General features: G+C 68.7%; 17 protein-coding genes. 11 read left to right on the top strand and 6 right to left on the bottom strand.

Annotation, left to right across the window (positions count from 1 at the left end; translation table 11 throughout):
- The first annotated feature begins 44 nt into the window (after positions 1-44).
- From BV908_RS09860 to BV908_RS09850, 3 genes are read left to right on the top strand one after another with little or no spacing between them, the layout of a single operon-like run.
- Positions 45-1,445: an efflux RND transporter periplasmic adaptor subunit gene (locus BV908_RS09860; protein ID WP_103738011.1), complete on the top strand. Its 1,401-nt coding sequence runs from the start codon at positions 45-47 to the stop codon at positions 1,443-1,445.
- A complete protein-coding gene (locus BV908_RS09855; RefSeq protein WP_011805980.1) occupies positions 1,442-2,212 on the top strand; it encodes an ABC transporter ATP-binding protein in 771 nt (256 codons plus the stop codon). Before BV908_RS09860 ends, BV908_RS09855 begins: the two co-directional genes overlap by 4 nt.
- Entirely contained in the window at positions 2,212-3,417 is a 1,206-nt protein-coding gene (locus BV908_RS09850) for an ABC transporter permease (protein WP_199856234.1), read from the top strand. Before BV908_RS09855 ends, BV908_RS09850 begins: the two co-directional genes overlap by 1 nt.
- Before the next feature lie 521 nt (positions 3,418-3,938).
- Here the strand turns inward: BV908_RS09850 and BV908_RS09845 are convergent.
- Entirely contained in the window at positions 3,939-4,334 is a 396-nt protein-coding gene (locus BV908_RS09845) for an Hsp20/alpha crystallin family protein (protein ID WP_047350485.1), read from the bottom strand.
- A 191-nt stretch (positions 4,335-4,525) separates the two neighbouring features.
- Between BV908_RS09845 and BV908_RS09840 the strand changes: the two genes are divergently transcribed.
- Positions 4,526-5,419: a DUF2242 domain-containing protein gene (locus BV908_RS09840; protein WP_103738010.1), complete on the top strand. Its 894-nt coding sequence runs from the start codon at positions 4,526-4,528 to the stop codon at positions 5,417-5,419.
- A 67-nt stretch (positions 5,420-5,486) separates the two neighbouring features.
- Positions 5,487-6,785, top strand: a complete 1,299-nt coding sequence (locus BV908_RS09835; RefSeq protein WP_103738050.1) for a branched-chain amino acid ABC transporter substrate-binding protein — start codon at positions 5,487-5,489, stop codon at positions 6,783-6,785.
- Here BV908_RS09835 and BV908_RS09830 read toward each other — a convergent pair whose 3' ends face one another.
- The gene (locus BV908_RS09830) at positions 6,786-7,868 is read right to left on the bottom strand and encodes a YeiH family protein (RefSeq protein ID WP_103738009.1); all 1,083 of its coding nucleotides are present in this window, start codon (positions 7,866-7,868) and stop codon (positions 6,786-6,788) included.
- A gap of 113 nt (positions 7,869-7,981) precedes the next feature.
- On the opposite strand from BV908_RS09830, the gene BV908_RS09825 reads away from it, so the two are divergent.
- Positions 7,982-8,896 (top strand): LysR family transcriptional regulator, encoded by a 915-nt coding sequence (locus BV908_RS09825; protein ID WP_011805974.1) that lies wholly within the window; start codon positions 7,982-7,984, stop codon positions 8,894-8,896.
- A 13-nt stretch (positions 8,897-8,909) separates the two neighbouring features.
- Here BV908_RS09825 and mltB read toward each other — a convergent pair whose 3' ends face one another.
- The 4 genes from mltB to BV908_RS09805 all read right to left on the bottom strand — a co-directional run bounded on the left by mltB (position 8,910) and on the right by BV908_RS09805 (position 14,096).
- A complete protein-coding gene (gene mltB, locus BV908_RS09820; RefSeq protein WP_047350483.1) occupies positions 8,910-9,983 on the bottom strand; it encodes a lytic murein transglycosylase B in 1,074 nt (357 codons plus the stop codon).
- Complete coding sequence (locus tag BV908_RS09815; RefSeq protein ID WP_103738008.1) at positions 9,980-12,046, bottom strand: DUF3488 and transglutaminase-like domain-containing protein; 2,067 nt, start codon at positions 12,044-12,046, stop codon at positions 9,980-9,982. Before BV908_RS09815 ends, mltB begins: the two co-directional genes overlap by 4 nt.
- A gap of 99 nt (positions 12,047-12,145) precedes the next feature.
- Entirely contained in the window at positions 12,146-13,171 is a 1,026-nt protein-coding gene (locus BV908_RS09810; RefSeq protein WP_103738007.1) for a DUF58 domain-containing protein, read from the bottom strand.
- Between the two features lie 4 nt (positions 13,172-13,175).
- The gene (locus tag BV908_RS09805) at positions 13,176-14,096 is read right to left on the bottom strand and encodes an AAA family ATPase (RefSeq protein ID WP_103738006.1); all 921 of its coding nucleotides are present in this window, start codon (positions 14,094-14,096) and stop codon (positions 13,176-13,178) included.
- Positions 14,097-14,134: 38 nt separating this feature from the next.
- Here BV908_RS09805 and BV908_RS09800 point away from each other — a divergent pair, with 38 nt between their 5' ends.
- The 5 genes from BV908_RS09800 to BV908_RS09780 form a co-directional block, all read left to right on the top strand.
- Positions 14,135-15,094, top strand: coding sequence for a histone deacetylase family protein (locus BV908_RS09800; RefSeq protein ID WP_011805969.1), 960 nt, complete (start codon positions 14,135-14,137; stop codon positions 15,092-15,094).
- A gap of 48 nt (positions 15,095-15,142) precedes the next feature.
- On the top strand, positions 15,143-15,961 hold the full coding sequence (locus BV908_RS09795) for an enoyl-CoA hydratase (RefSeq protein ID WP_103738005.1): 819 nt from the start codon (positions 15,143-15,145) through the stop codon (positions 15,959-15,961).
- A gap of 19 nt (positions 15,962-15,980) precedes the next feature.
- Complete coding sequence (locus BV908_RS09790) at positions 15,981-17,264, top strand: mechanosensitive ion channel domain-containing protein (protein ID WP_103738004.1); 1,284 nt, start codon at positions 15,981-15,983, stop codon at positions 17,262-17,264.
- Positions 17,265-17,425: 161 nt separating this feature from the next.
- Positions 17,426-18,175: an electron transfer flavoprotein subunit beta/FixA family protein gene (locus BV908_RS09785; protein WP_011805966.1), complete on the top strand. Its 750-nt coding sequence runs from the start codon at positions 17,426-17,428 to the stop codon at positions 18,173-18,175.
- Between the two features lie 21 nt (positions 18,176-18,196).
- A partial coding sequence (locus BV908_RS09780; protein ID WP_103738003.1) for an electron transfer flavoprotein subunit alpha/FixB family protein occupies positions 18,197-19,110 on the top strand: 914 nt, incomplete at its 3' end.

Raw genomic sequence — 19,110 nt, 5'->3', positions numbered from 1 at the left:
GACCCGGCGCTGCCGCCGACGCAGCGCCTTCCCAGGCAAGAACCATGACCGACCAAGAATCCCCAAGCTCTTCCAGCGCCCCCGCTTCCCATGCCGCCGCGGCGGCCCCGCAGAGCCTGCAGGCCCTGCTGGGCGACGGCCTGCGCCGGCGCTGGTGGCAGAGCATCACCCTGTGGCTGGCCGTGCTGGTGCTGGCCGCCGCTGCCGGCGGCTGGTGGTACTGGCAGGACCGCCAGCGCGCCCAGGCGGCGCCGCGCTATGTCACGCAGGAGGTGCAGCGGGGGCAGATCACGCTCACCGTGGCGGCCAACGGCACGCTGCAGCCCACGCGGTCGGTGAACATTGGCAGTGAACTCTCGGGCACCGTGCGCCGCGTGCTGGTGGACGTGAACGACCAGGTCAAGAAGGGCCAGGTGCTGGTGGAGCTGGACACCACCAAGCTCGACTCGCAGGTGCTGCGCTCGCGCGCTTCGGTCGCGTCGGCGCAGGCGCGCCTGGCACAGGCGCAGGCCACCATGCAGGAGGCGCGCGCCAGCCTGTCGCGCCTGGAGGAGGTGGCACGCCTGTCCGGCGGCAAGGTGCCTTCGGCGGCCGAGCTGGACACCGGCCGCGCCGCCTACGAGCGCGCCCAGGCCGACGAGGCCGCTGCGCGCGCCAGCGTGCAAGATGCGCGCGCGGCGCTGGCCACCGACGAGACCAACGTCACCAAGGCCTCCATCCGATCGCCGATCGACGGGGTGGTGCTCTCGCGTGCGGTGGAGCCGGGCAATGCCGTGGCCGCGTCGCTGCAGGCGGTGACGCTGCTCACCCTGGCCGAGGACCTGACCAAGCTGCGCCTGGAGGTCAACGTGGACGAGGCCGACGTGGGCTCGGTGCGCCCGGGCCAGAAGGCCACCTTCACCGTGAGCGCCTACCCCTCGCGGCGTTACCCGGCGCGCACCACGCGCGTGGCCTTCGGCTCCACCAAGACCGACAACGTGGTCACCTACATCACCTACCTGGAGGTGGACAACGGCGATCTGAGCCTGCGCCCCGGCATGACGGCCGCGGCCACCATCACCTCCACCGAGCGCAATGACGTGCTTACCGTGCCCAACACGGCCCTGCGCTTCAAGCCCGCGAGCGCGGCGGGGGACACCCCCCAGGCAGGCCGGCCCGGTGCACAGGGCAGCTCTGGCGCAAGCGCGGGCGGCAGCGGCGGCATCATGTCCCAGCTGATGCCGCGCATGCCGCGCCCCTCGGGCCAGCGACGCAGCGCGGGTGCGGACGGCAACCGCGGCGACGGCCCCCAGCGCCAGGTGTGGGTGCTGCAGGACGGCGCGCCCAAGCCCGTGCGTGTGAAGACCGGCATCAGCGACGGCCGCGTCACCGAGGTGGAGAGCGACGAGCTGCAGCCGGGCATGCAGGTCATCACCGACCAGCTTGCGAGCGGGGCGAAGCCATGATGGCGCCCGCCGATGCGCAGCCGCTGATCCGCCTGCGCGGCATCACCAAGGTGTACGGCGAGGGCGCGCTGGCCTTCCAGGCGCTCAAGGGCGTGGACCTGGACATCGACAGCGGCGACTTCGTGGCCATCATGGGCCCCAGCGGCTCGGGCAAATCCACGGCCATGAACGTGCTGGGCTGCCTGGACCGGCCCACCGCGGGCACCTACCTGTTTCGCGGGCTGCCGGTGCACTCGCTGTCGCGCGACGACCGTGCGCGCCTGCGGCGGCGCTTCCTGGGCTTCGTGTTCCAGGGCTTCAACCTGCTGGCGCGTACCTCGGCGCAGGAGAACGTGGAGCTGCCGCTGCTGTACCGCGGCGAGAGCACGGCCGCGCGCCATGCGGCTGCGGCCCGCGCCCTGGACGCCGTGGGCCTCAAGGGCTGGGAGCACCACACACCGGCCGAGCTGTCCGGCGGCCAACAGCAGCGCGTGGCGATTGCGCGCGCCATCGTCACCGAGCCTACGGTGCTGCTGGCCGACGAGCCCACCGGCAACCTGGACACGCAGCGCAGCCGCGAGATCATGGAACTGCTGTGGCGCCTGAACACCGAGCAGGGCATCACCGTACTCATGGTCACACACGAGCCCGACATGGCGCAGTACGCACGGCGCATCGTGCGCTTCGTGGACGGGCGCATCGAAAGCGACGAGCGCAATCCGCACCCGCATGCGCAGGTGCCCCGGGAAGCGCCTGCAAGTGCAGGCACGGGGGAGGTGGCGCCATGATGCTGCTCAACTCCCTGCTGCAGGCGCTGCGCTCGATACGGCGCAACCTGATGCGGTCCTTTCTCACCGTGCTGGGCATCGTGATCGGCGTGAGCGCGGTGATCACCATGGTCACGCTGGGCAACGGCGCGACGCTGGCGGTGCAGGCGCAGATCTCCAGCCTGGGCACCAACCTGCTGCAAGTGCGTCCTGGCCAGCGGCTGGGCCCCGGCGGCAGTGGCGGCGCACCCTCGTTCAAGGATGTGGATGCCGAGGCCATCGCGCAGCAGATCGGCGGCATTCTGGCCGTGGCGCCCGAGGCGCGCACCAGCGCCACCGTGGTGGCCAACGGGCGTAACTGGGCCACCAGCGTCATGGGCAGCACCAATGCCTGGCTGCAGACCGGCAACTGGACGCTGGAAAGCGGGCGCGAATTCACCTCCGACGAGCTGCGCGTGGGCGCTGCCGTGTGCCTGATCGGCCAGACGGTGCGGCGGGAGCTGTTCGCCGGCGGCGATGCGCTGGGTGAGCGCGTGCGCGTGCGCCAGTTTTCGTGCGAGGTGGTGGGCGTGCTGGCCTCCAAGGGGCAAGGCGCCTTCGGCAACGACCAGGACGATCTGGTGCTGCTGCCGCTCAAGACGCTGCAGCGCCGCGTGACGGGCTCCACGCGCGTGCCGACGCTGCTGGTGTCCATGAAGGATGGCAGCGACCCCGAGCGCGTGAAGGCCAGCCTGACCGAGTTGCTGCGCGAACGCCGCAAGCTGGCCGACACCGACGATGACAACTTCAACGTGCTGGACACCAAGCAACTGGCCGACACCTTCTCGGGCACCACGCGCGTGATGACCACGCTGCTGGGCGCGGTGGCGGCCGTGAGCCTGTTGGTGGGCGGCATTGGCATCATGAACATCATGCTGGTGAGCGTGACCGAGCGCACGCGGGAGATTGGCCTGCGCCTGGCCATCGGCGCGCTGGAGCGCGAGGTGCTGATGCAGTTCCTCATCGAGGCCGTGGTGCTGGCTGCTTTGGGCGGCCTCATCGGCATCGTGCTGGCCACGGGCGCGTCGATTGCGCTGGCGCAGGTGATGGGCATCCCCTACGTGTTCCACGCGGGCGTGAACCTGCTGTCGTTCGTGTTCTCGGCGGGCATCGGGGTGCTGTTCGGCTACTTCCCGGCCCGCCGCGCCGCGCGGCTGGACCCCATCGAGGCGCTGCGCCACGAGTGAGGCGCTGCGATGGGGCAGCACCCGGCCGCGGCGTTCGATGCGGACAGGCGCCGGACTGGACAAGCCGGGACAAGGCCCCACATGCGTCGAACGCGGACGGTTTAGGGCCTGTTCACACTATTTTTGCCAGTGCGAATGGCGTGAAAACCGCGCCAATCTAGGCGCGTGACGACGCCAAGGCCGGGGCCTTGGCTAGGAGGGCAACGACGNAATGGCGCGGTTTTCACTCCGTTCCCTCCGGGTTGCGATCAAAAAGGGCCATTCGCGGCGTTGCCAAGCCTCGCTGGGGTAGCACCCCAGCTTCGTTTGGCGCCTTGCGCCTGGCCCTTTTTGATCGCAACGCATCTGGCAAAAATAGTGTGAACAGGCCCTAGTCGGAGTCTCGCTGTGGTGTGCCCTGAAAGAGGATCAGGTTAAAAATGGGCGGCAGCGCCCATCCGGTAAGCGGCAGTAGCTATATAAAACATAGCAAAAGGGCGGCCGCCCGGCCGCCCTGGAATCAGGCGACGCTCTGCGTCTTGTCAGTCGATGGCCAGTCGAACGGCGCTGCTTTGCGGCGGCTTCTTGGCCAGCACCAGGGTGAGCACGCCATGTTCCAGTCGCGCCGTGCTGGCCTGCGGGTCGATGTCCTGCGCCAACTCCCATGCACGCTGCACGCGCCGGGGCGCACCTTCGGCGCTGGCGACGCGCACTTGGTTGCCTTCGATCGTGACCGCGAGTTGCTCGCGCGACAGGCCTGGCACGTCCAGCTGCACGGTGATGGCCTTGTCGTCCTGCTGCACGTTCACGCCTGTGGCGCGTGCATCGTGCGGCGCGGCGGCGGCAGTGAGCGTGTGGCGCAGGAAGCGTTGCACGGCGGCGTCTCCCACGCGCGGTGCGACATAGGTGGCGTGGCGGATCACGGGGGCGAAAATCATGTCGGTGGCTCCTGGGTCAGACGCGGCACGGGTCGGCCGCATGGACCGCACATGTGTTTGCGTGCGGTGTTTTTCAAGAGTGCCCCACCGCGCGGATGGAACGTCGCCTTGCAATGGGTTACAACGAGCGCGCGCGGGAGGGGCATCGCTCAGGCTTCACAATGCGGCCCTGCTGCAGATTTTTCTAGCTGATGCCCGTGTCTCGATTCCCACGCCTTTCCCCCTTCGCTTCCCTGGGCTGCCGGTTGGGCCTGGTGGCCTGTGCCCTGCTGGCTGGTTGCGCCCACATTCCCGACACCATGCCCGGCCTGGACCGCAACCTGCAGTTCTCGCCCAACGACTTCGATACCGCCGGCATGCACACGCGCCACATGGCGGCGCCGCAGGCCAGCACCTGCGAGGCGGCCCGGCGGGCGCTGCTGAGCCAGGGCTACATGGTGCACGTGGCCTCCAGCGACACGGTGGCGGGCCGCAAGTACTACCAGCCCCACACCGACGTGCACTACGTCGTGGAGATGCGCGTGGTCTGCGCATCCGAAGGGCAGGGCGACGTGCGTACGTCGGCCTTTGCCAGCGCGCTGCAGGACCGCTACGTGATCAAGAAGATCAACAACTCGGCGTCGCTTGGCGTCGGTGGCATCGGCTCGGTGTCGCTGCCCGTCACGGCGATCGACGACACGCTGGTGAAGGTGGGCAGCGAGACCATCGCCGATCCGCAGTTCTACGAGCGGTTCTTCCAGCTCTTCGAGCAGTTCGTGCGCGCGGCGCCCGTGGTGCCGGCAGCGCCGACGGTGGCGGCCAAGCCAGCCCTGCACGAGCGCGAAGCCGTGCCGCACGCTGCGGTCGCCGCGACCGTTGCGGCGCAGCCGCCCGCCGCTGCTGCAGCCGCCACCGCCAGCCCGGCTGCAGAGTCCAGCACCCCTGCGCCCATGGTTCCCGCCGGGGAGCAGCCGCGCACGCAGGCGTCCGCGCAAGCGCCTCAGCCAGCGCCAGAATCGCAGCCGGCCGGCGCATCCGACGGTGCACCTGACGGCGCATCCGACGGCGCTGCGCCGCCGGGCATCCAGCAGCTCATGGCCCAGTGAATTCCATTCTTCGTGAGCCAGCGCGCCGCTGCGCTGCCATCTTTTCCTGCTTGTGCCCGTTGCCATGATGATCCTGCCCCGCCGCCATGTTCTGCGCGCCTGTGCGTTGGCTCTGTCCTCCCTGCTGGGCGTTGCGGCGCCGCTGGCCGGTGCGGCGGCGCCGCCCCAGGGCGCGCCGATCCGCGTGGCGCTGATCGAGAGCCTGTCCGGCAGCTTTGCCAATACCGGCGAGGCGGTGTTCCGCAACATCGCCTGGGCCATGGAACGTGTGAACGCGCGCGGCGGCGTGGCACTGCCCCCTGCGGCGGGCGGGGCGCGGCCGCTGATGCTGGTGCGCTACGACAGCAAGGGCACCAACGAAGAGGCGCTGTCCGCGCTGCGCGCCGCCATTGACGGCGGCGCGCGTTTCGTCATGCAGGGCAACTCATCGGCCACGGCCGCTGCGCTCATCGACGCGATCAACAAGCACAACCAGCGCGAGCCCGGCAAGCGTGTGGTGTTCCTGAACTACTCGGCCGTGGACCCCGCCCTCACGAACGAGAAGTGCAGCTTCTGGCACTTTCGCTTCGACGCGCATGCCGACATGCGCATGGCAGCGCTCATGGAGGTGATCCGCGAGGACAAGGCCCTGCAGCGCGCCTACCTCATCGGGCAGGACTACAGCTTCGGCCAGGCCGTGCTGCGCGAAGCCCGGCGCCAGCTGGCCGCGCAACGGCCCGATGTCGCCATCGTCGGCGACGAGCTGCACGCCGTGGGCCGCGTGAAGGACTTCGCGCCCTACGCCGTGAAGATCAAGGCCAGCGGCGCGCAAGCCGTCATCACGGGCAATTGGGGCAATGACCTCACGCTGCTGGTCAAGGCTGCGCGGGAGGTGGGCTACGACGGCATGTTCTATACCTTCTACGGCAACGCGCTCGGCGCGCCTGCGGCCCTGGGCGATGCGGGCGTGGGAAAGGTGGTGGCCGTGGCCGACTGGCTGCCCAATCTGCCCACGCAGGGCAGCGAGACCTTCTACCGTGCCTTCCGCGAGCGCTTTCCCAGCCCGCAGGACGACTATGTGCACATGCGCATGCAGCTCATGGTCGAAGCGCTTGCGCAGGCCCTGCAGCAGGCGGGCAGTGACGATCCGTTGGCCGTGGCGCGCGCGCTGGAGCATGCCAGTGTGCGCCTGTACGGCCAGGCAGGCGCCATGCGCGCGCAAGACCATCAGTTCCAACAATCGCTGGTCATAGGCGTCATGGACCGCCAGGGCGCGCCGGGTGTGAAGTTCGATGTGGAGGGTTCAGGCTACGGCTTTCGCGTGGTACGGCAGATCGCGGCGGACAAGGCGCAAATGCCCAGCACCTGCCAGATGCAGCGGCTTTGATCACAGCCACGCGGGTAGATAACGGCTCAGCAGCAACCCCGCAACCAGCAGCCAGGCAAACAGTGCAGCGGCCAGCAGCAGTGGCTTGAGGCCCGCGGCGCGCACGGCATGCACATGCGTGGTGAGCCCCAGGGCCGCCATGGCCACGGCCAGCAGCAGGTCGTCGAGTCGCACACCGGCCTGTACCAATGCCGGAGGCAGCATGTCCAGCGAGTTCACGCCTGCCATGGCTACGAAGCCCAGCGCAAACCACGGGATGGTGATGGCGCCCGGGCTGCCTGTCTCCCCCCGGCTCGCGTCCGAAGCCTGTTGAGCACGCAACAGGAGGAATGACAGGATGAGCAGGAAGGGCGCCAGCATCATCACGCGCACCATCTTCGCGATAACGGCGGTGCTGGCGGCATGGGAGCCGATGGCTGTGCCGGCGGCCACCACCTGAGCCACCTCATGTACTGTGGCGCCCACATACAGGCCGTACTGCTGCGCATCCATGCCGATCCAGCCCCCGGCGGCGTTCCACCGGTAGAGCGCGGGATACAGGAACATGCCCACCGTGCCGAACACCACAACGGTGGCCACAGCCACGGCAACATCCTGGGGGCGTCCCCTGGCCACGGGGGCTGTGGCCAGCACCGCCGCCGCACCGCAAATGGAGCTGCCTGCACCGATGAGCAGCGTGGTGCGCCGGTCCAGCCCCAGCACCCGCTGGCCCAGCCAGCAGGCCAGCCCAAAGGTGCTGGCCAGCGCCAGGGCGTCGACGGCAACGCCACCCCAGCCCATGTGGGCGATGTCCTGGAAGGTCAGACGCAGGCCGTACAACACGATGCCTGTGCGCAGCAGCTGCTGTTTGGCCAAGCCCACGCCGGGCGCACAGGTCTGTGCCAGGCGTGGGTATAGGGTGTTGCCTAGCAGCAGCCCGAACACGATCGCGAGCGTCAGGGTACTCAGGCCATGCCCTACAAAAAACGGTTGACCGGCCAGGTGCAGCGCGCCCGCCGCGATGGCGCCGCTCAGCAGCAGCCCTGGCAGCCAGCGGACTGGCTCGGTAGTGAAGGAGGCGAGGGTAAGCGGAGCAAGGGGCATGACAGCGGCCGCTGGTAAAAGGTCCTTACGGCAGGCGCCCACTTTAGAAATATTAGTTATATTTGTATAACAAATACTTTTTGTAAAATCTACCTGGAAAACTGGTTCGTCTTATGCTGCATATCACCTTGCGCCAGCTCGAGATATTCAGCGCCGTGGCGCAAAGCGGCTCCACGGTGGCTGCGGCACACGTGGTGGCGCTGTCGCAGTCGGCCACCAGCGCGGCGCTGCAGCAGCTGGAGCATTGCCTGGGCGCGCCGCTGTTTGAGCGCGCGGGCCGCAGCCTGGTGCTCAACGATGCGGGACGTGCACTGCTGCCGCAGGCGCTGGAGCTGTTGGCGCAGGCGCACACCATCGAGCAGGCCTTTGGCGCGCAGAGTGCGGTCCTGCCGGTACGCCTGCGCGTGGCGGCCAGCACCACCATCGGCAGCTATGCGCTGCCCCGCGTACTGGCCGCCTTTGCGCGCAGCCACCCACAGGTGAGCGTGGACCTGCAGATCGGCAACACGCGCGAGGTGGCACACGCCGTGCAGGCGCTGGAGGCCGACCTGGGGCTGATCGAGGGCGCCAGCCACTGGCCGGGGCTGCAGGTCCAGCCTTGGCAGCGTGACGAGCTGGTCATCGTCTCCGCACCACACGACCCGTTGGTGAAGGCAGCTCAAGCCCGGCCGCTGGGCGCGGCCGCATTACGCAGTGCGCGCTGGCTGCTGCGCGAGCAGGGGTCAGGTACGCGCGAGATGGTGGAGCACGCTTTGCTGCCGCGTCTGCACCAGCTGCCCTCAGCCGCTACGCTAGGCAGTTCTGAGGCGATCGCGCGCTGCGTGGCCCAAGGGCTGGGCATCAGCTGCCTGTCGCGCGTGTTGGTGCAGCCGCTGCTTGATGCCGGCGAACTGGTGCTGCTGTCTACCCTGCTGCCGCGCATGTGGCGCCATTTTTCGCTGCTCCAGCGCGCGGGGCATAGGCAATCGCCCACGCTGGCAGCCTTCGTGCAGACTTGCCAGGCGCATGCCCGAGGGACGCCCGCATGAGACGGGTGCGCCGCTACCGTGGCGTGGCACGCGCCGTTGCGATTTCACGGCCCAGCTCAATCACCGCCATGGCGTAGTAGCTCGACCAGTTGTAGCGCGTGATCGCATAGAAGTTCTCGGTGCCGGCCACGTAGCTGGGCGCCTCAGCGCCATTCTGCAGTTCCACCAGCGCTAATGGACCCGTGTGCTGCGCGCCTTCGCTCTGCACGTGCGCCCCTTGGGCCGCCATGCTGGCGACGCTGAAAGTGGGCAGGATGTCCGGCGCCAGCAGCGCGTCCAACTGCAGCGTGGCCGCGTCGAACGCCACTGCGTAGTGCGTGGGCATGCCGCTCTGCCAGCCGTGGCCCACGAAGTAGTTGGCCACGGAGCCGATGGCGTCCTGCGCGCTGCGCCACAGGTCGATGCGGCCGTCGCCGTCGAAATCCACCGCGTAGCGCGACCAGCTCGACGGCATGAACTGCCCCAGACCCATGGCGCCCGCGTAGCTGCCGCGCGGGGTGTGCGGGTCGATGCCCGTGCGGTCCATGAGGGTCAGAAACTGCTCCAGCTCGCGCTGGAAGAACGCGCGCCGCTCGGCCGCGCGCGGGTGTGCGTCGGGAAAGTCGAAGGCCAGCGTGGCCAGCGCGTCGATCACCCGCAGGTTGCCCATGTGCTGGCCGTAGAGTGTCTCCACGCCGATGATGCCCACGATGATCTCGGCGGGCACGCCGTATTGCGTTTCAGCGCGTGCCAGCGCTTCGGCGTTGTCCTGCCAGAAGCGCAGGCCCGCGCGGATGCGCGTGGGCTCCACGAAGCGCGCACGGTAGGCCGCCCAGTTCTTGGGCGTACCCCGCGCGGGCGGCAGCACCAGGCGCGGCACCTGGGGCAGCAGCCGCGCTTGCCCGATCGCCTGGCGCACCCATTCGCGGTCCAGCCCGCGCCGCTCTGCCAGATCGTCGGCGAATTGCATGGCCTGCGCACGTTGCGCATAGTGGTAGATGGCCGCCGTCTTGGTGGCTGTCTTTTTAGAATGATTTTGGGCTAAAGCGCTTATGGGTAAAGCGCTGACAGCTATGAAAAAAGTAGCTTTTGCAAGGGTGCGGATCATGGGGCAGAGGGGCGTGGATTCTGCGCGGTGGGCCAGGGCAGGCGGCGCAATTCGCGCTGCAGGTCGGCCAGCAGGGCGCGGGGTTCGGGGGCGTAGCGGGCCTGCTCCACGCGCAGCAGCCACTGCGCGGCGGCTTCGGCGGGGGCGCCCAGTTCGGCGCGCGCACGCGCGGCCATGGTGCGTGGCGGCAGGTGGGGTGGCAGCGGCAGGCCGGCGCGTGCCAGTCGCTGGCGGGCCTGCAGCAGCAGGCGCTGCCAGGGGTCCTGGCGGCTGCGCTCCCACAGGGCCCAGCCTGCGCCCGCGGCGGCGGCCAGCGCGGCCAGCAGGCCCAGCAGGCGCACCAGGTCCTGCCAACTGGGCGACTGCATGCCCAGCGACTTGAGCAAATCGAGCTGGCGCCCCTGGGTGTAGTTCAGCACCCATTGGTTCCAGCCGTTGTTCACGGCCTCCCACACCGACCGCAGACGGCGTACCAGCGAAGGGTTGACGACTGCATCCATCGCGGTGCCCAACACGCCGCGTGGCGCCTGCAATCGCTGGAACTGGCCGATGCGCCCCGGCGACACGGCCCCCGTGGGGTCCACGCGCACCCAGCCGCGGCCCTCCAGCCAGACCTCGGCCCAGGCGTGTGCGTCGCTTTGGCGCACGGTCCAGTAGCCGTCGATACCGTTGAGCTCGCCCCCCTGGTAGCCCGTGACGATGCGCGATGGCACGTGCAGCGCGCGCATCAGCACCACGAAGGCCGAGGCGATGTGCTCGCAAAAGCCTTCCTTGCGGTCGAACCAGAACTCGTCGGCCGTGTGCTCCCCGTACACGCCGGGCTCCAGCGTGTAGGTGTAGCCGCCCGTGCGCAGCCGTGCCAGCGCGGCGTCGATGTAGGCCTGTGCCCCGCTGGCGGCCACGCGCGCCGCGATCGCGGGGTCGGCCTGCATCTGTTCGGCCAGGGCCAGGGTGCGGGGGTTCATCTCCGCGGGCAGTTCCACGTAGCCGTTCAACAGGGAGGTGCGCCGCGTGGGGCCGTGGGTGAAGCGCAGGTGGCTTTCGGCGCGGTAGCGCAGCACGCTGGAGATGGGCCGGCTGGCGGACCACAGCAGTTCGGGCGACATCATCGCGCCAGTGCCCTGTGGGAGTTCGGGCCGCTCCTGCACGGCGTCCAGCGTCAGCAGCCAGGGGCGGCGGCTGGGCTCCAGCGTGACCTCGTAGCGCACGGACTCACCCTGCATTTGCAGGTTGGCCGGCGTGGGGTAGGCCCAGGTGATGCCGCGCGCCTCGGGCTGCGACAGCGCATACCAGTCACGCCCGTTGAAGGCCGTGAGCACCGGGCCGCGAAAGTACAGGCTGCTTTGCGGCGGTGGGGCTCCGCCCGGCGTGTCAAAGCGCACGCGCAGCGCCACGCTGTCGTCCAGCACCAGCGACGCCATGCTGCCGATGGACATCTCCCCCGACAGGCCGCTGCGCCCCGAGCGCGCATCGTCCGGCACGCCCCACAGCGGTGCCATGCGCGGAAACAGCAGGAACAGCGCCACCATGATGGGCGCGCCCAGCAGCGCCATGCGCGCGGCGGTGCGCATGGAGGCCGCCAGCGGCGGCCGCCCCACCGGCATGTGGGCGTTGACCAGCGCGGTGAGCAGCCCGAGCAGCGCCACCAGCAGGGCGGCGGCCGTGGGCAGCGACTGCGAGAAGAAGAAGTTGGCCAGCAGCGTAAAGAAGCCGAGGAAGAACACCACCATGGCATCGCGCCGCGCGCGCAGCTCCAGGGTCTTGAGCGCCAGCAGCACCACGATCAGCGTCACGCCCGCGTCGCGCCCGACGATGGTGCGGTGCGACAGCAGCGTGAGCGCCACGGCCGCCGCAAGCAGTGCGCCAATCACCCAGCGCCCCGGCAGGGCACGCGCGCCCACGGCCAGCCAGCCGCGCCAGCCCAGCAGCGCGGCGGTCAGCGCGCTGGTCCACAGCGGCAGGTATGCGGCCAGCGGCGCCACGCAACAGGCCACCACCGCCAGCAGGAACAGGGTGTCGCGCGCTTCGCGCGGCAGATGCGAAAGCCGCTGGGCCAGATTCACGTCGAGGCTCCCGCGCGTCGATAGGGTCTGCTATTGAATGAATAGCTGGTCGCGCTTGTTGGTAGTGGGCTAGGTGCTTTTTTCATGTCAAACACAGAATCAGCACAGCGCCAGTGCCTCCAGGCAGCGGTGGCGGTGTGCGGCGCCGCTGTCCGGTGCAATCTGCTGGCCGGGCAGGCGCAGGCCGTATTCCACGCCCAGCCGGTCGGCCTGCAGCACCCAGGCCGTGAGGCGCGAGACGCGGGCCTCCGGGTCCTGCAGGCCGGTGGCAGCGCCGTCCAGCCAGAGTTCGTGGTGCTGCGCCTGCTGGGTGTCGCGGCTCACCAGGTCGTCGGTGCCGGTGGCAAGCGACTTGGCGGCTTTCTTCCAGACCACCAGCTTGAGTGGGTCACCCCGCCGGTACGCGCGCACGCCATCGAATTCCCCGATGCCGCGCGCCGGTGCCTGGCCGCCGCTGCCCGAGCGCGGCTCGCCGGCGGGCAGCGCAGGGGCGCCCACCTCCGGGCGCGGGTAGACCAGCAGCTGCGCGGCGGGCTGCCACAGCGTCCACACGCGGAACGTGCCCAGCGGGTAGCGGGTTTCCGCCATCAGCACGGGCACGTCCTGCAGCCCGCGCCGCGCGGGCAGGAACGCCACCCGCACGGTGGCGGAGCCTTCGGCGGGCACGTCGGTCCAGGCCCATTCCGCGGCCTGGCCGCCGCGCACCGCCAACGCGATGCCATGGCGCGTGGCGCGCCGCGGGTTGTGCAGCTGTACCTGCAGCAGCGCGCCAGCACCGAGGAACTGCGGCTGCGGCGGCACCAGGTGCAGCGTGAGTCCGCGCAGTGTGGCGTGGCACAGGTGCACGCCCACCACCACGCTGCCGGCGAGCAGAAAGGTGAGCAGGTAGCCCAGGTTGAGTTGGAAGTTGATGGACGCCACCAGTAGCACCAGCAGCGTGAGGGCCAGCATCCATCCTGCGCCTGTGGGCAGGATGTAGATGTTGCCCTGCGTGAGCGTGAGCGTGTCGGTGCGCCGCAGGCGCGCCAGCCACCAGCGCTGCCAGCGCGCGGCCACGGCACGCCAGGGCATCTGCCGCGGGGCCGCGGCACCGGGCGGTGCGGCCTGCTCGAATGCTGCGGGCATGGCGTCAGGGCAGGGGAACGGACTCGACCATGGCGCGCACCTGCTCCACGGCGCCGCGGCCGGCGTCGCCCACCGGCACCAGGCGGTGGGCAATGGTCTGCGGCAGGATGGCCTGCACATCGTCCGGCGCCACGTAGTCGCGCCCCTCGATGAGCGCCTGGGCCTTGGCCGCCCGCATCAGCGCGATGCCCGCGCGCGGCGACAGGCCCTGGAGGAACCAGCGGCCCGAGCGCGTGGCGGCGATGAGATCCTGCACATAGTTGAGCAGCGGCTCGGCCGTGTGCACGGCCAGCACCTGGTGCTGCAGCGCGGCCAGATCGTCCAGCGACAGCAGCGGCAGCAGGCCGTCCAGCATGTCGCGGCGGTCGCTGCCGGCCAGCAGCAGGCGCTCGGCGCCACGGTCGGGATAGCCCAGCGAGATGCGCATGAGGAAGCGGTCGAGCTGGCTCTCGGGCAATGCGAAGGTGCCCAGCTGGTCGTGCGGGTTCTGCGTGGCGATCACGAAGAACGGGTGGGGCAGGGCGCGCGTCTCGCCTTCCACCGACACCTGCTTTTCCTCCATGGCCTCCAGCAGCGCGCTTTGCGTCTTGGGGCTGGCGCGGTTGATCTCGTCGGCCAGCAGCACCTGGGCGAACACCGGCCCGGGGTGGAACACGAAGGCCTCCTTGCCACGCTCGTACACCGACACGCCGGTGAGGTCGCTGGGCATCAGGTCGGCCGTGAACTGCACACGCGCGAACTGCAGGCCGAAGGTGCGTGCCAGCGCATGGGCCAGCGTGGTCTTGCCAACGCCCGGCACGTCCTCGATGAGCAGGTGCCCGCCGGCCAGCAGGCAGGCCACGCAGTCCTGTACCTGCGCGGTTTTGCCCACGATCACCGTGTTAAGCTGATCCACAAGCGACTTGATCTTCTGCTGTGCATGCATGGCGTGACGTTATCCGAAAACGATTGAGACACCGGGGAATGACTGTGAGCAAGACGGGCTATTACACCCACCGTGACTGCTGGAAGCACGAGATGGGCCCAGGACACCCCGAATGCCCGGCGCGGCTGGACGCCATCGAGGATCGGCTGCTGGTGACCGGCGTGGCCGATGCCTTGCAGCATTGTGAGGTACCGCTGGCCTCACTGGCCGACATCGAGCTGGCCCACGACCGCATGCACATGGCTGCGCTGCGCGGCCTGTCCGACCGTCTGATCGAGGAAGAGGCCGCGGGCGGACCGCCCTATGTGCAGGTGGACACGGACACCTCGATGAACCGCCACACCTGGACGGCCGCGCTGCGCGCCGCGGGCGCCGCACTGGCCGCCACCGACGCGGTGATGGCCGGAGAGATCGAGAACGCCTTTTGCAGCGTGCGACCGCCGGGCCACCACGCCACGCGCACCAAGGCCATGGGCTTTTGCTTCTTCAACAACGTGGCCATCGCCGCCAAGTACGCGCTGCAGCGCTACAACCTGAAGCGCGTGGCGGTGGTGGACTTCGATGTGCACCACGGCAACGGCACGGAGGACATCCTGGCCGGCGACCCGCGCGCGCTCATGGTGAGCATCTTCCAGCATCCGTTCTACCCGTACTGCGGGGACCAGGAGCCGGCGTCCAACATGCTCAACGTGCCCGTTCCCGCCTACACCAAGGGCATGGAGGTGCGCGACATCGTGGACATGGTTTGGATGCCGCGGCTGGAATCGTTCAAGCCCGAGATGATCTTCGTGAGTGCGGGCTTTGATGCGCACCGCGAGGACGACATGGGCCAGCTCGGCCTCAACGAACAGGACTACGCCTGGATCACCATGCGCGTCAAGGATGTGGCCCGGCGCTTTGCCCGCGGCCGCATCGTGTCGTGCCTGGAGGGCGGCTACATGATGGGGCCTCTGGCGCGCAGCGTGGAAGCCCATGTGCGCGTGTTGGCAGACCTTTGATTCTTCCCCGCGCGCGCCGCGCGGTATTCGTACTCAGGAGACTTCGCCATGACTTCCTCCCCCTCCACGGCGGCCGGTGGCGGCCCACTGCGTGTGCAGCGCGACGATCGCGGCGTGGTCACCCTCACGCTGGATGACGCGCCGCGCTTCAACGCCCTCGGCCACGAGATGCTGGCAGCACTGCAGCAGGCACTGGACGATGTTGCGCGCGACGACAGCGTGCGCGTGGTGGTGCTCGCCGCGGCTGGCAAGGCCTTCTGTGCGGGCCACAACCTCAAGGATATGGCGGCCAACCCGGACTTGGCGTGGTACCAGCGCCTGTTCGCCCAGTGCAGCCGCATGATGCTGAGCATTCACAAGCTGCCCGTACCGGTGATTGCGCGTGTGCACGGCATGGCCACGGCGGCGGGCTGTCAGTTGGTGGCCCAGTGCGACCTGGCCGTTGCCAGCGAAAACGCGACTTTTGCGACCAGCGGCATCCACTATGGCCTGTTCTGCGCCACGCCCAGCGTGCCATTGGTGCGCAACGTGCCGGCCAAGCGGGCCATGGAGATGCTGCTCACCGGGGACTTCATTGACGCGCGCACCGCGTTGGACCAGGGGCTGGTCAACCGCGTGGTGGCGCCCGAGTCGCTGGACGCCGAGGTGGAGTCGCTGGTGCAGTCCATTCTGCAGAAACCCCGCGTGGCCGTGGCCATGGGCAAGGCGCTGGTGTACCAGCAACGCGAACTGGGCCTGGACGCGGCGTACCAACTGGCGGGCCAGACCATGGCCACCAACATGATGGACGAGGCCGCGCAAGAAGGTGCGCGCGCCTTTGCAGAGAAGCGTCAGCCGGCCTGGAAGCCGGCTGCTGATAAGGCCTGAGCCGAGGAGCGCCGCGCTGATGGAATGGTGGGAACGGCTGGCGGCCGACTTCCGGCTGTCCAGCCTGTGGCTGGAACTGGCGGTGCTGGCCGGTAGCGTGGCACTCGCTTATGTGCTGAGCCGGCGGGCCGGTCGAGGACAGCCGCCGGAGTCGGTCTGGTTCGGCCGCCGCATCGTGGACGGGTTGATGTTTCCTGCGGTGGTGCTGGCACTGGTGTATGCGGCGCGCGTGGTGGTGGAGCATTACCAGGCGGTTTTCCTGCTGCGCCTGGCGGTGCCGGTGTTCACGTCGCTGGTGCTGATCCGCTTCGTGGCACGCGTGCTGGCCATGGCGTTTCCGCGTTCAGGCCTGATGCGCCTGATGGAGCGCGTGCTCTCCTGGCTGGCCTGGGGCGTGGCCGCCTTGTGGATCGCCGGGCTGCTGCCGCGCGTGCTGCAGGAACTGGACGACATCCGCATCGCGTTCGGCAAGTCCAGCGTCAGCCTGCTGGCGCTGCTGCAAGGCGGCCTGTCCGCGGTCCTGGTGCTGGTGGCTGCGCTGTGGGCGGCGTCGACTTTCGAGCGGCGCGTGCTCGACCATGCGGTGGCCGACCTGTCCATGCGCAAGGTGGCGGTGAATGCCACGCGGGCGCTGCTGCTGTTCGTGGGGTTGCTGCTGGCGCTGGCCGCTGTGGGGGTGGACCTCACCGCGCTGTCGGTTCTGGGCGGTGCGCTGGGCGTGGGCCTGGGCTTTGGCCTGCAGAAGCTGGCGGCCAATTACGTCAGCGGCTTCGTGATTCTGCTGGAACGCTCGCTGCGCATCGGGGACAACGTGCGCGTGGATGGTTTCGAGGGCCGCATCACGGACATCAAGACGCGCTACACGTTGATCCGCGCGGGCAACGGGCGCGAGTCCATCGTGCCCAACGAAAGCCTGATCACCCAGCGCGTGGAAAACCTGACCGCGTCCGACCGCAAATTCAACCTCACGACCAATATCACCGTCGCCTACGGCAGTGATGCCGCGAAGGTGCAGCAGATCCTGTGTGCTGCGGCGAGTGCGCAAGCGCGCGTGCTGGGCGACCCGGCGCCCGTAGCCTTCTTGCTCGATTTCATGCCCGACGGGTTGGTGTTCAACCTCAATTACTGGATCAATGATCCGGCTGCCGGCACTGCCAGCGTGCGGTCTGCCGTCAACCTCGCGGTGCTGGAAGGCTTGCGCACAGCGGGTATCGAGATCGCACAGCCGCAGCGCGTGGTGCATGTCGTGGCTTCGACGCCGGGGCAAGACGGAGTCGCGCCGGCGGCATTGCCACCGGTGTAGGCCTCGACCTGCCATGAATGCACTGGCATAATCATCAAAAAGCACGATCGTTCGTTTTTGCCTTGTGCACCATGTTTCCATGACGGAAATGCTGCAGTGCGCAATAGAATGGACCGGTTTACGTAAACGTCAAGCAATCAACTATTGAAGGAGCCGCAGCAATGAAGGTTTTGGTCCCCGTCAAGCGCGTGGTGGACTACAACGTGAAGGTCCGGGTGAAGTCGGACGGCACGGGCGTAGACATCGCGAACGTGAAGATGAGCATGAACCCCTTTGACGAAATCGCCGTGGAAGAGGCGGTGCGGCTCAAAGAAAAAGGCGTGGCCACGGAAGTGATCGCGGTGAGCTGCGGCGTGGCGCAATGCCAGGAAACGCTGCGCACGGCGATGGCCATTGGCGCCGACCGCGGCATCCTGGTGGAAACCGATGCCGAGCTGCAACCCCTGGCCGTGGCCAAGCTGCTCAAGGCCCTGGTGGACAAAGAGCAACCGGGCCTGATCATCCTGGGCAAGCAAGCCATCGACGACGACGCCAACCAGACCGGCCAGATGCTGGCGGCCCTGGCCGACCTGCCCCAGGCCACCTTCGCCAGCAAAGTCGAAGTCGCCGGCGACAAAGTGAGCGTCACACGCGAAGTCGACGGCGGCCTGGAAACCCTGCAACTGACCACCCCGGCCGTCATCACCACCGACCTGCGCCTGAACGAGCCGCGCTACGTCACGCTGCCCAACATCATGAAGGCCAAGAAAAAGCCGCTGGACACCATCAAGCCCGAAGACCTCGGCGTGGACGTGGCCCCGCGCCTCAAGACCCTCAAGGTGGCCGAACCCCCGAAGCGCGGCGCCGGCGTGAAAGTGCCCGACGTCGCCACGCTGGTGGACAAGCTCAAGAACGAAGCCAAGGTCATCTAAAGGCAGGACAGGAGAAACAACATGACCGTACTCGTCATTGCAGAACACGACAACGCCAGCCTCAAGGCCGCCACCCTGAACACCGTCACCGCCGCACTCGCCTGCGGGGGCGACGTGCACGTGCTCGTAGCCGGTGAAGGCGCGCAGGCCGCCGCCCAGGCCGCCTCCCAAATCGCAGGCGTCGCCAAAGTCCTGCACGCCGACGGCGCCAGCCTGAAGGACGGCCTGGCCGAGAACCTGGCCGCCCAGGTGCTGCAGATTGCCGGCAACTACAGCCACATCCTGTTCCCGGCCACCGCCAGCGGCAAGAACGTCGCCCCGCGCGTGGCCGCCAAGCTGGACGTGGCGCAGATCAGCGACATCACCAAAGTGATCTCCGCCGACACCTTCGAGCGCCCCATCTACGCGGGCAACGCCATCGCCACCGTGCAAAGCGCGGACAGCGTCAAGGTCATCACCGTGCGCGGCACCGGCTTTGACGCGGCGCCCGCCACGGGTGGCAGCGCCGCGGTGGAAACCACCGCCGCCGTGGCCGACGCCGGCAAGAGCAGCTTTGCAGGACGCGAAGTCACCAAGAGCGACCGCCCCGAGCTCACCGCCGCCAAGATCATCGTCTCGGGCGGCCGGGCGCTGGGCAGCAGCGAGAAGTTCAACGAAGTCATGACCCCGCTGGCGGACAAGCTGGGCGCGGCCATTGGCGCCAGCCGCGCAGCGGTGGACGCGGGCTACGCCCCGAACGACCTGCAGGTGGGGCAAACGGGCAAGATCGTTGCGCCGCAGCTGTACATCGCGGCGGGGATCTCGGGGGCCATCCAGCACCTGGCAGGGATGAAGGACAGCAAGGTGATCGTGGCGATCAACAAAGACCCGGAGGCGCCGATCTTTGCGGTGGCCGACTACGGGCTGGAGGCCGATCTGTTCCAGGCCGTGCCGGA

The sequence above is a fragment of the Diaphorobacter sp. LR2014-1 genome, from assembly GCF_002916785.1.
Taxonomy (GTDB): Bacteria; Pseudomonadota; Gammaproteobacteria; order Burkholderiales; family Burkholderiaceae_C; genus Diaphorobacter; species Diaphorobacter nitroreducens.
Note: the sequence above shows the minus strand (reverse complement) of the source record. Positions and strands in the feature narration are given on the sequence as shown.

What these genes read in the sequence shown, in the direction of transcription:
- mltB (WP_047350483.1), bottom strand. Translation starts at nt 9,983, where the DNA reads ATGATCCGCACCCTTGCAAAAGCTACTTTTTTCATAGCTGTCAGCGCT.
- BV908_RS09850 (WP_199856234.1), top strand. Translation starts at nt 2,212, where the DNA reads ATGCTGCTCAACTCCCTGCTGCAGGCGCTGCGCTCGATACGGCGCAAC.
- BV908_RS09795 (WP_103738005.1), top strand. Translation starts at nt 15,143, where the DNA reads ATGACTTCCTCCCCCTCCACGGCGGCCGGTGGCGGCCCACTGCGTGTG.
- BV908_RS09825 (WP_011805974.1), top strand. Translation starts at nt 7,982, where the DNA reads ATGCTGCATATCACCTTGCGCCAGCTCGAGATATTCAGCGCCGTGGCG.
- BV908_RS09845 (WP_047350485.1), bottom strand. Translation starts at nt 4,334, where the DNA reads ATGATTTTCGCCCCCGTGATCCGCCACGCCACCTATGTCGCACCGCGC.
- BV908_RS09800 (WP_011805969.1), top strand. Translation starts at nt 14,135, where the DNA reads ATGACTGTGAGCAAGACGGGCTATTACACCCACCGTGACTGCTGGAAG.
- BV908_RS09840 (WP_103738010.1), top strand. Translation starts at nt 4,526, where the DNA reads ATGCCCGTGTCTCGATTCCCACGCCTTTCCCCCTTCGCTTCCCTGGGC.
- BV908_RS09810 (WP_103738007.1), bottom strand. Translation starts at nt 13,171, where the DNA reads ATGCCCGCAGCATTCGAGCAGGCCGCACCGCCCGGTGCCGCGGCCCCG.
- BV908_RS09830 (WP_103738009.1), bottom strand. Translation starts at nt 7,868, where the DNA reads ATGCCCCTTGCTCCGCTTACCCTCGCCTCCTTCACTACCGAGCCAGTC.
- BV908_RS09835 (WP_103738050.1), top strand. Translation starts at nt 5,487, where the DNA reads ATGATCCTGCCCCGCCGCCATGTTCTGCGCGCCTGTGCGTTGGCTCTG.
- BV908_RS09805 (WP_103738006.1), bottom strand. Translation starts at nt 14,096, where the DNA reads ATGCATGCACAGCAGAAGATCAAGTCGCTTGTGGATCAGCTTAACACG.
- BV908_RS09785 (WP_011805966.1), top strand. Translation starts at nt 17,426, where the DNA reads ATGAAGGTTTTGGTCCCCGTCAAGCGCGTGGTGGACTACAACGTGAAG.
- BV908_RS09855 (WP_011805980.1), top strand. Translation starts at nt 1,442, where the DNA reads ATGATGGCGCCCGCCGATGCGCAGCCGCTGATCCGCCTGCGCGGCATC.
- BV908_RS09790 (WP_103738004.1), top strand. Translation starts at nt 15,981, where the DNA reads ATGGAATGGTGGGAACGGCTGGCGGCCGACTTCCGGCTGTCCAGCCTG.
- BV908_RS09860 (WP_103738011.1), top strand. Translation starts at nt 45, where the DNA reads ATGACCGACCAAGAATCCCCAAGCTCTTCCAGCGCCCCCGCTTCCCAT.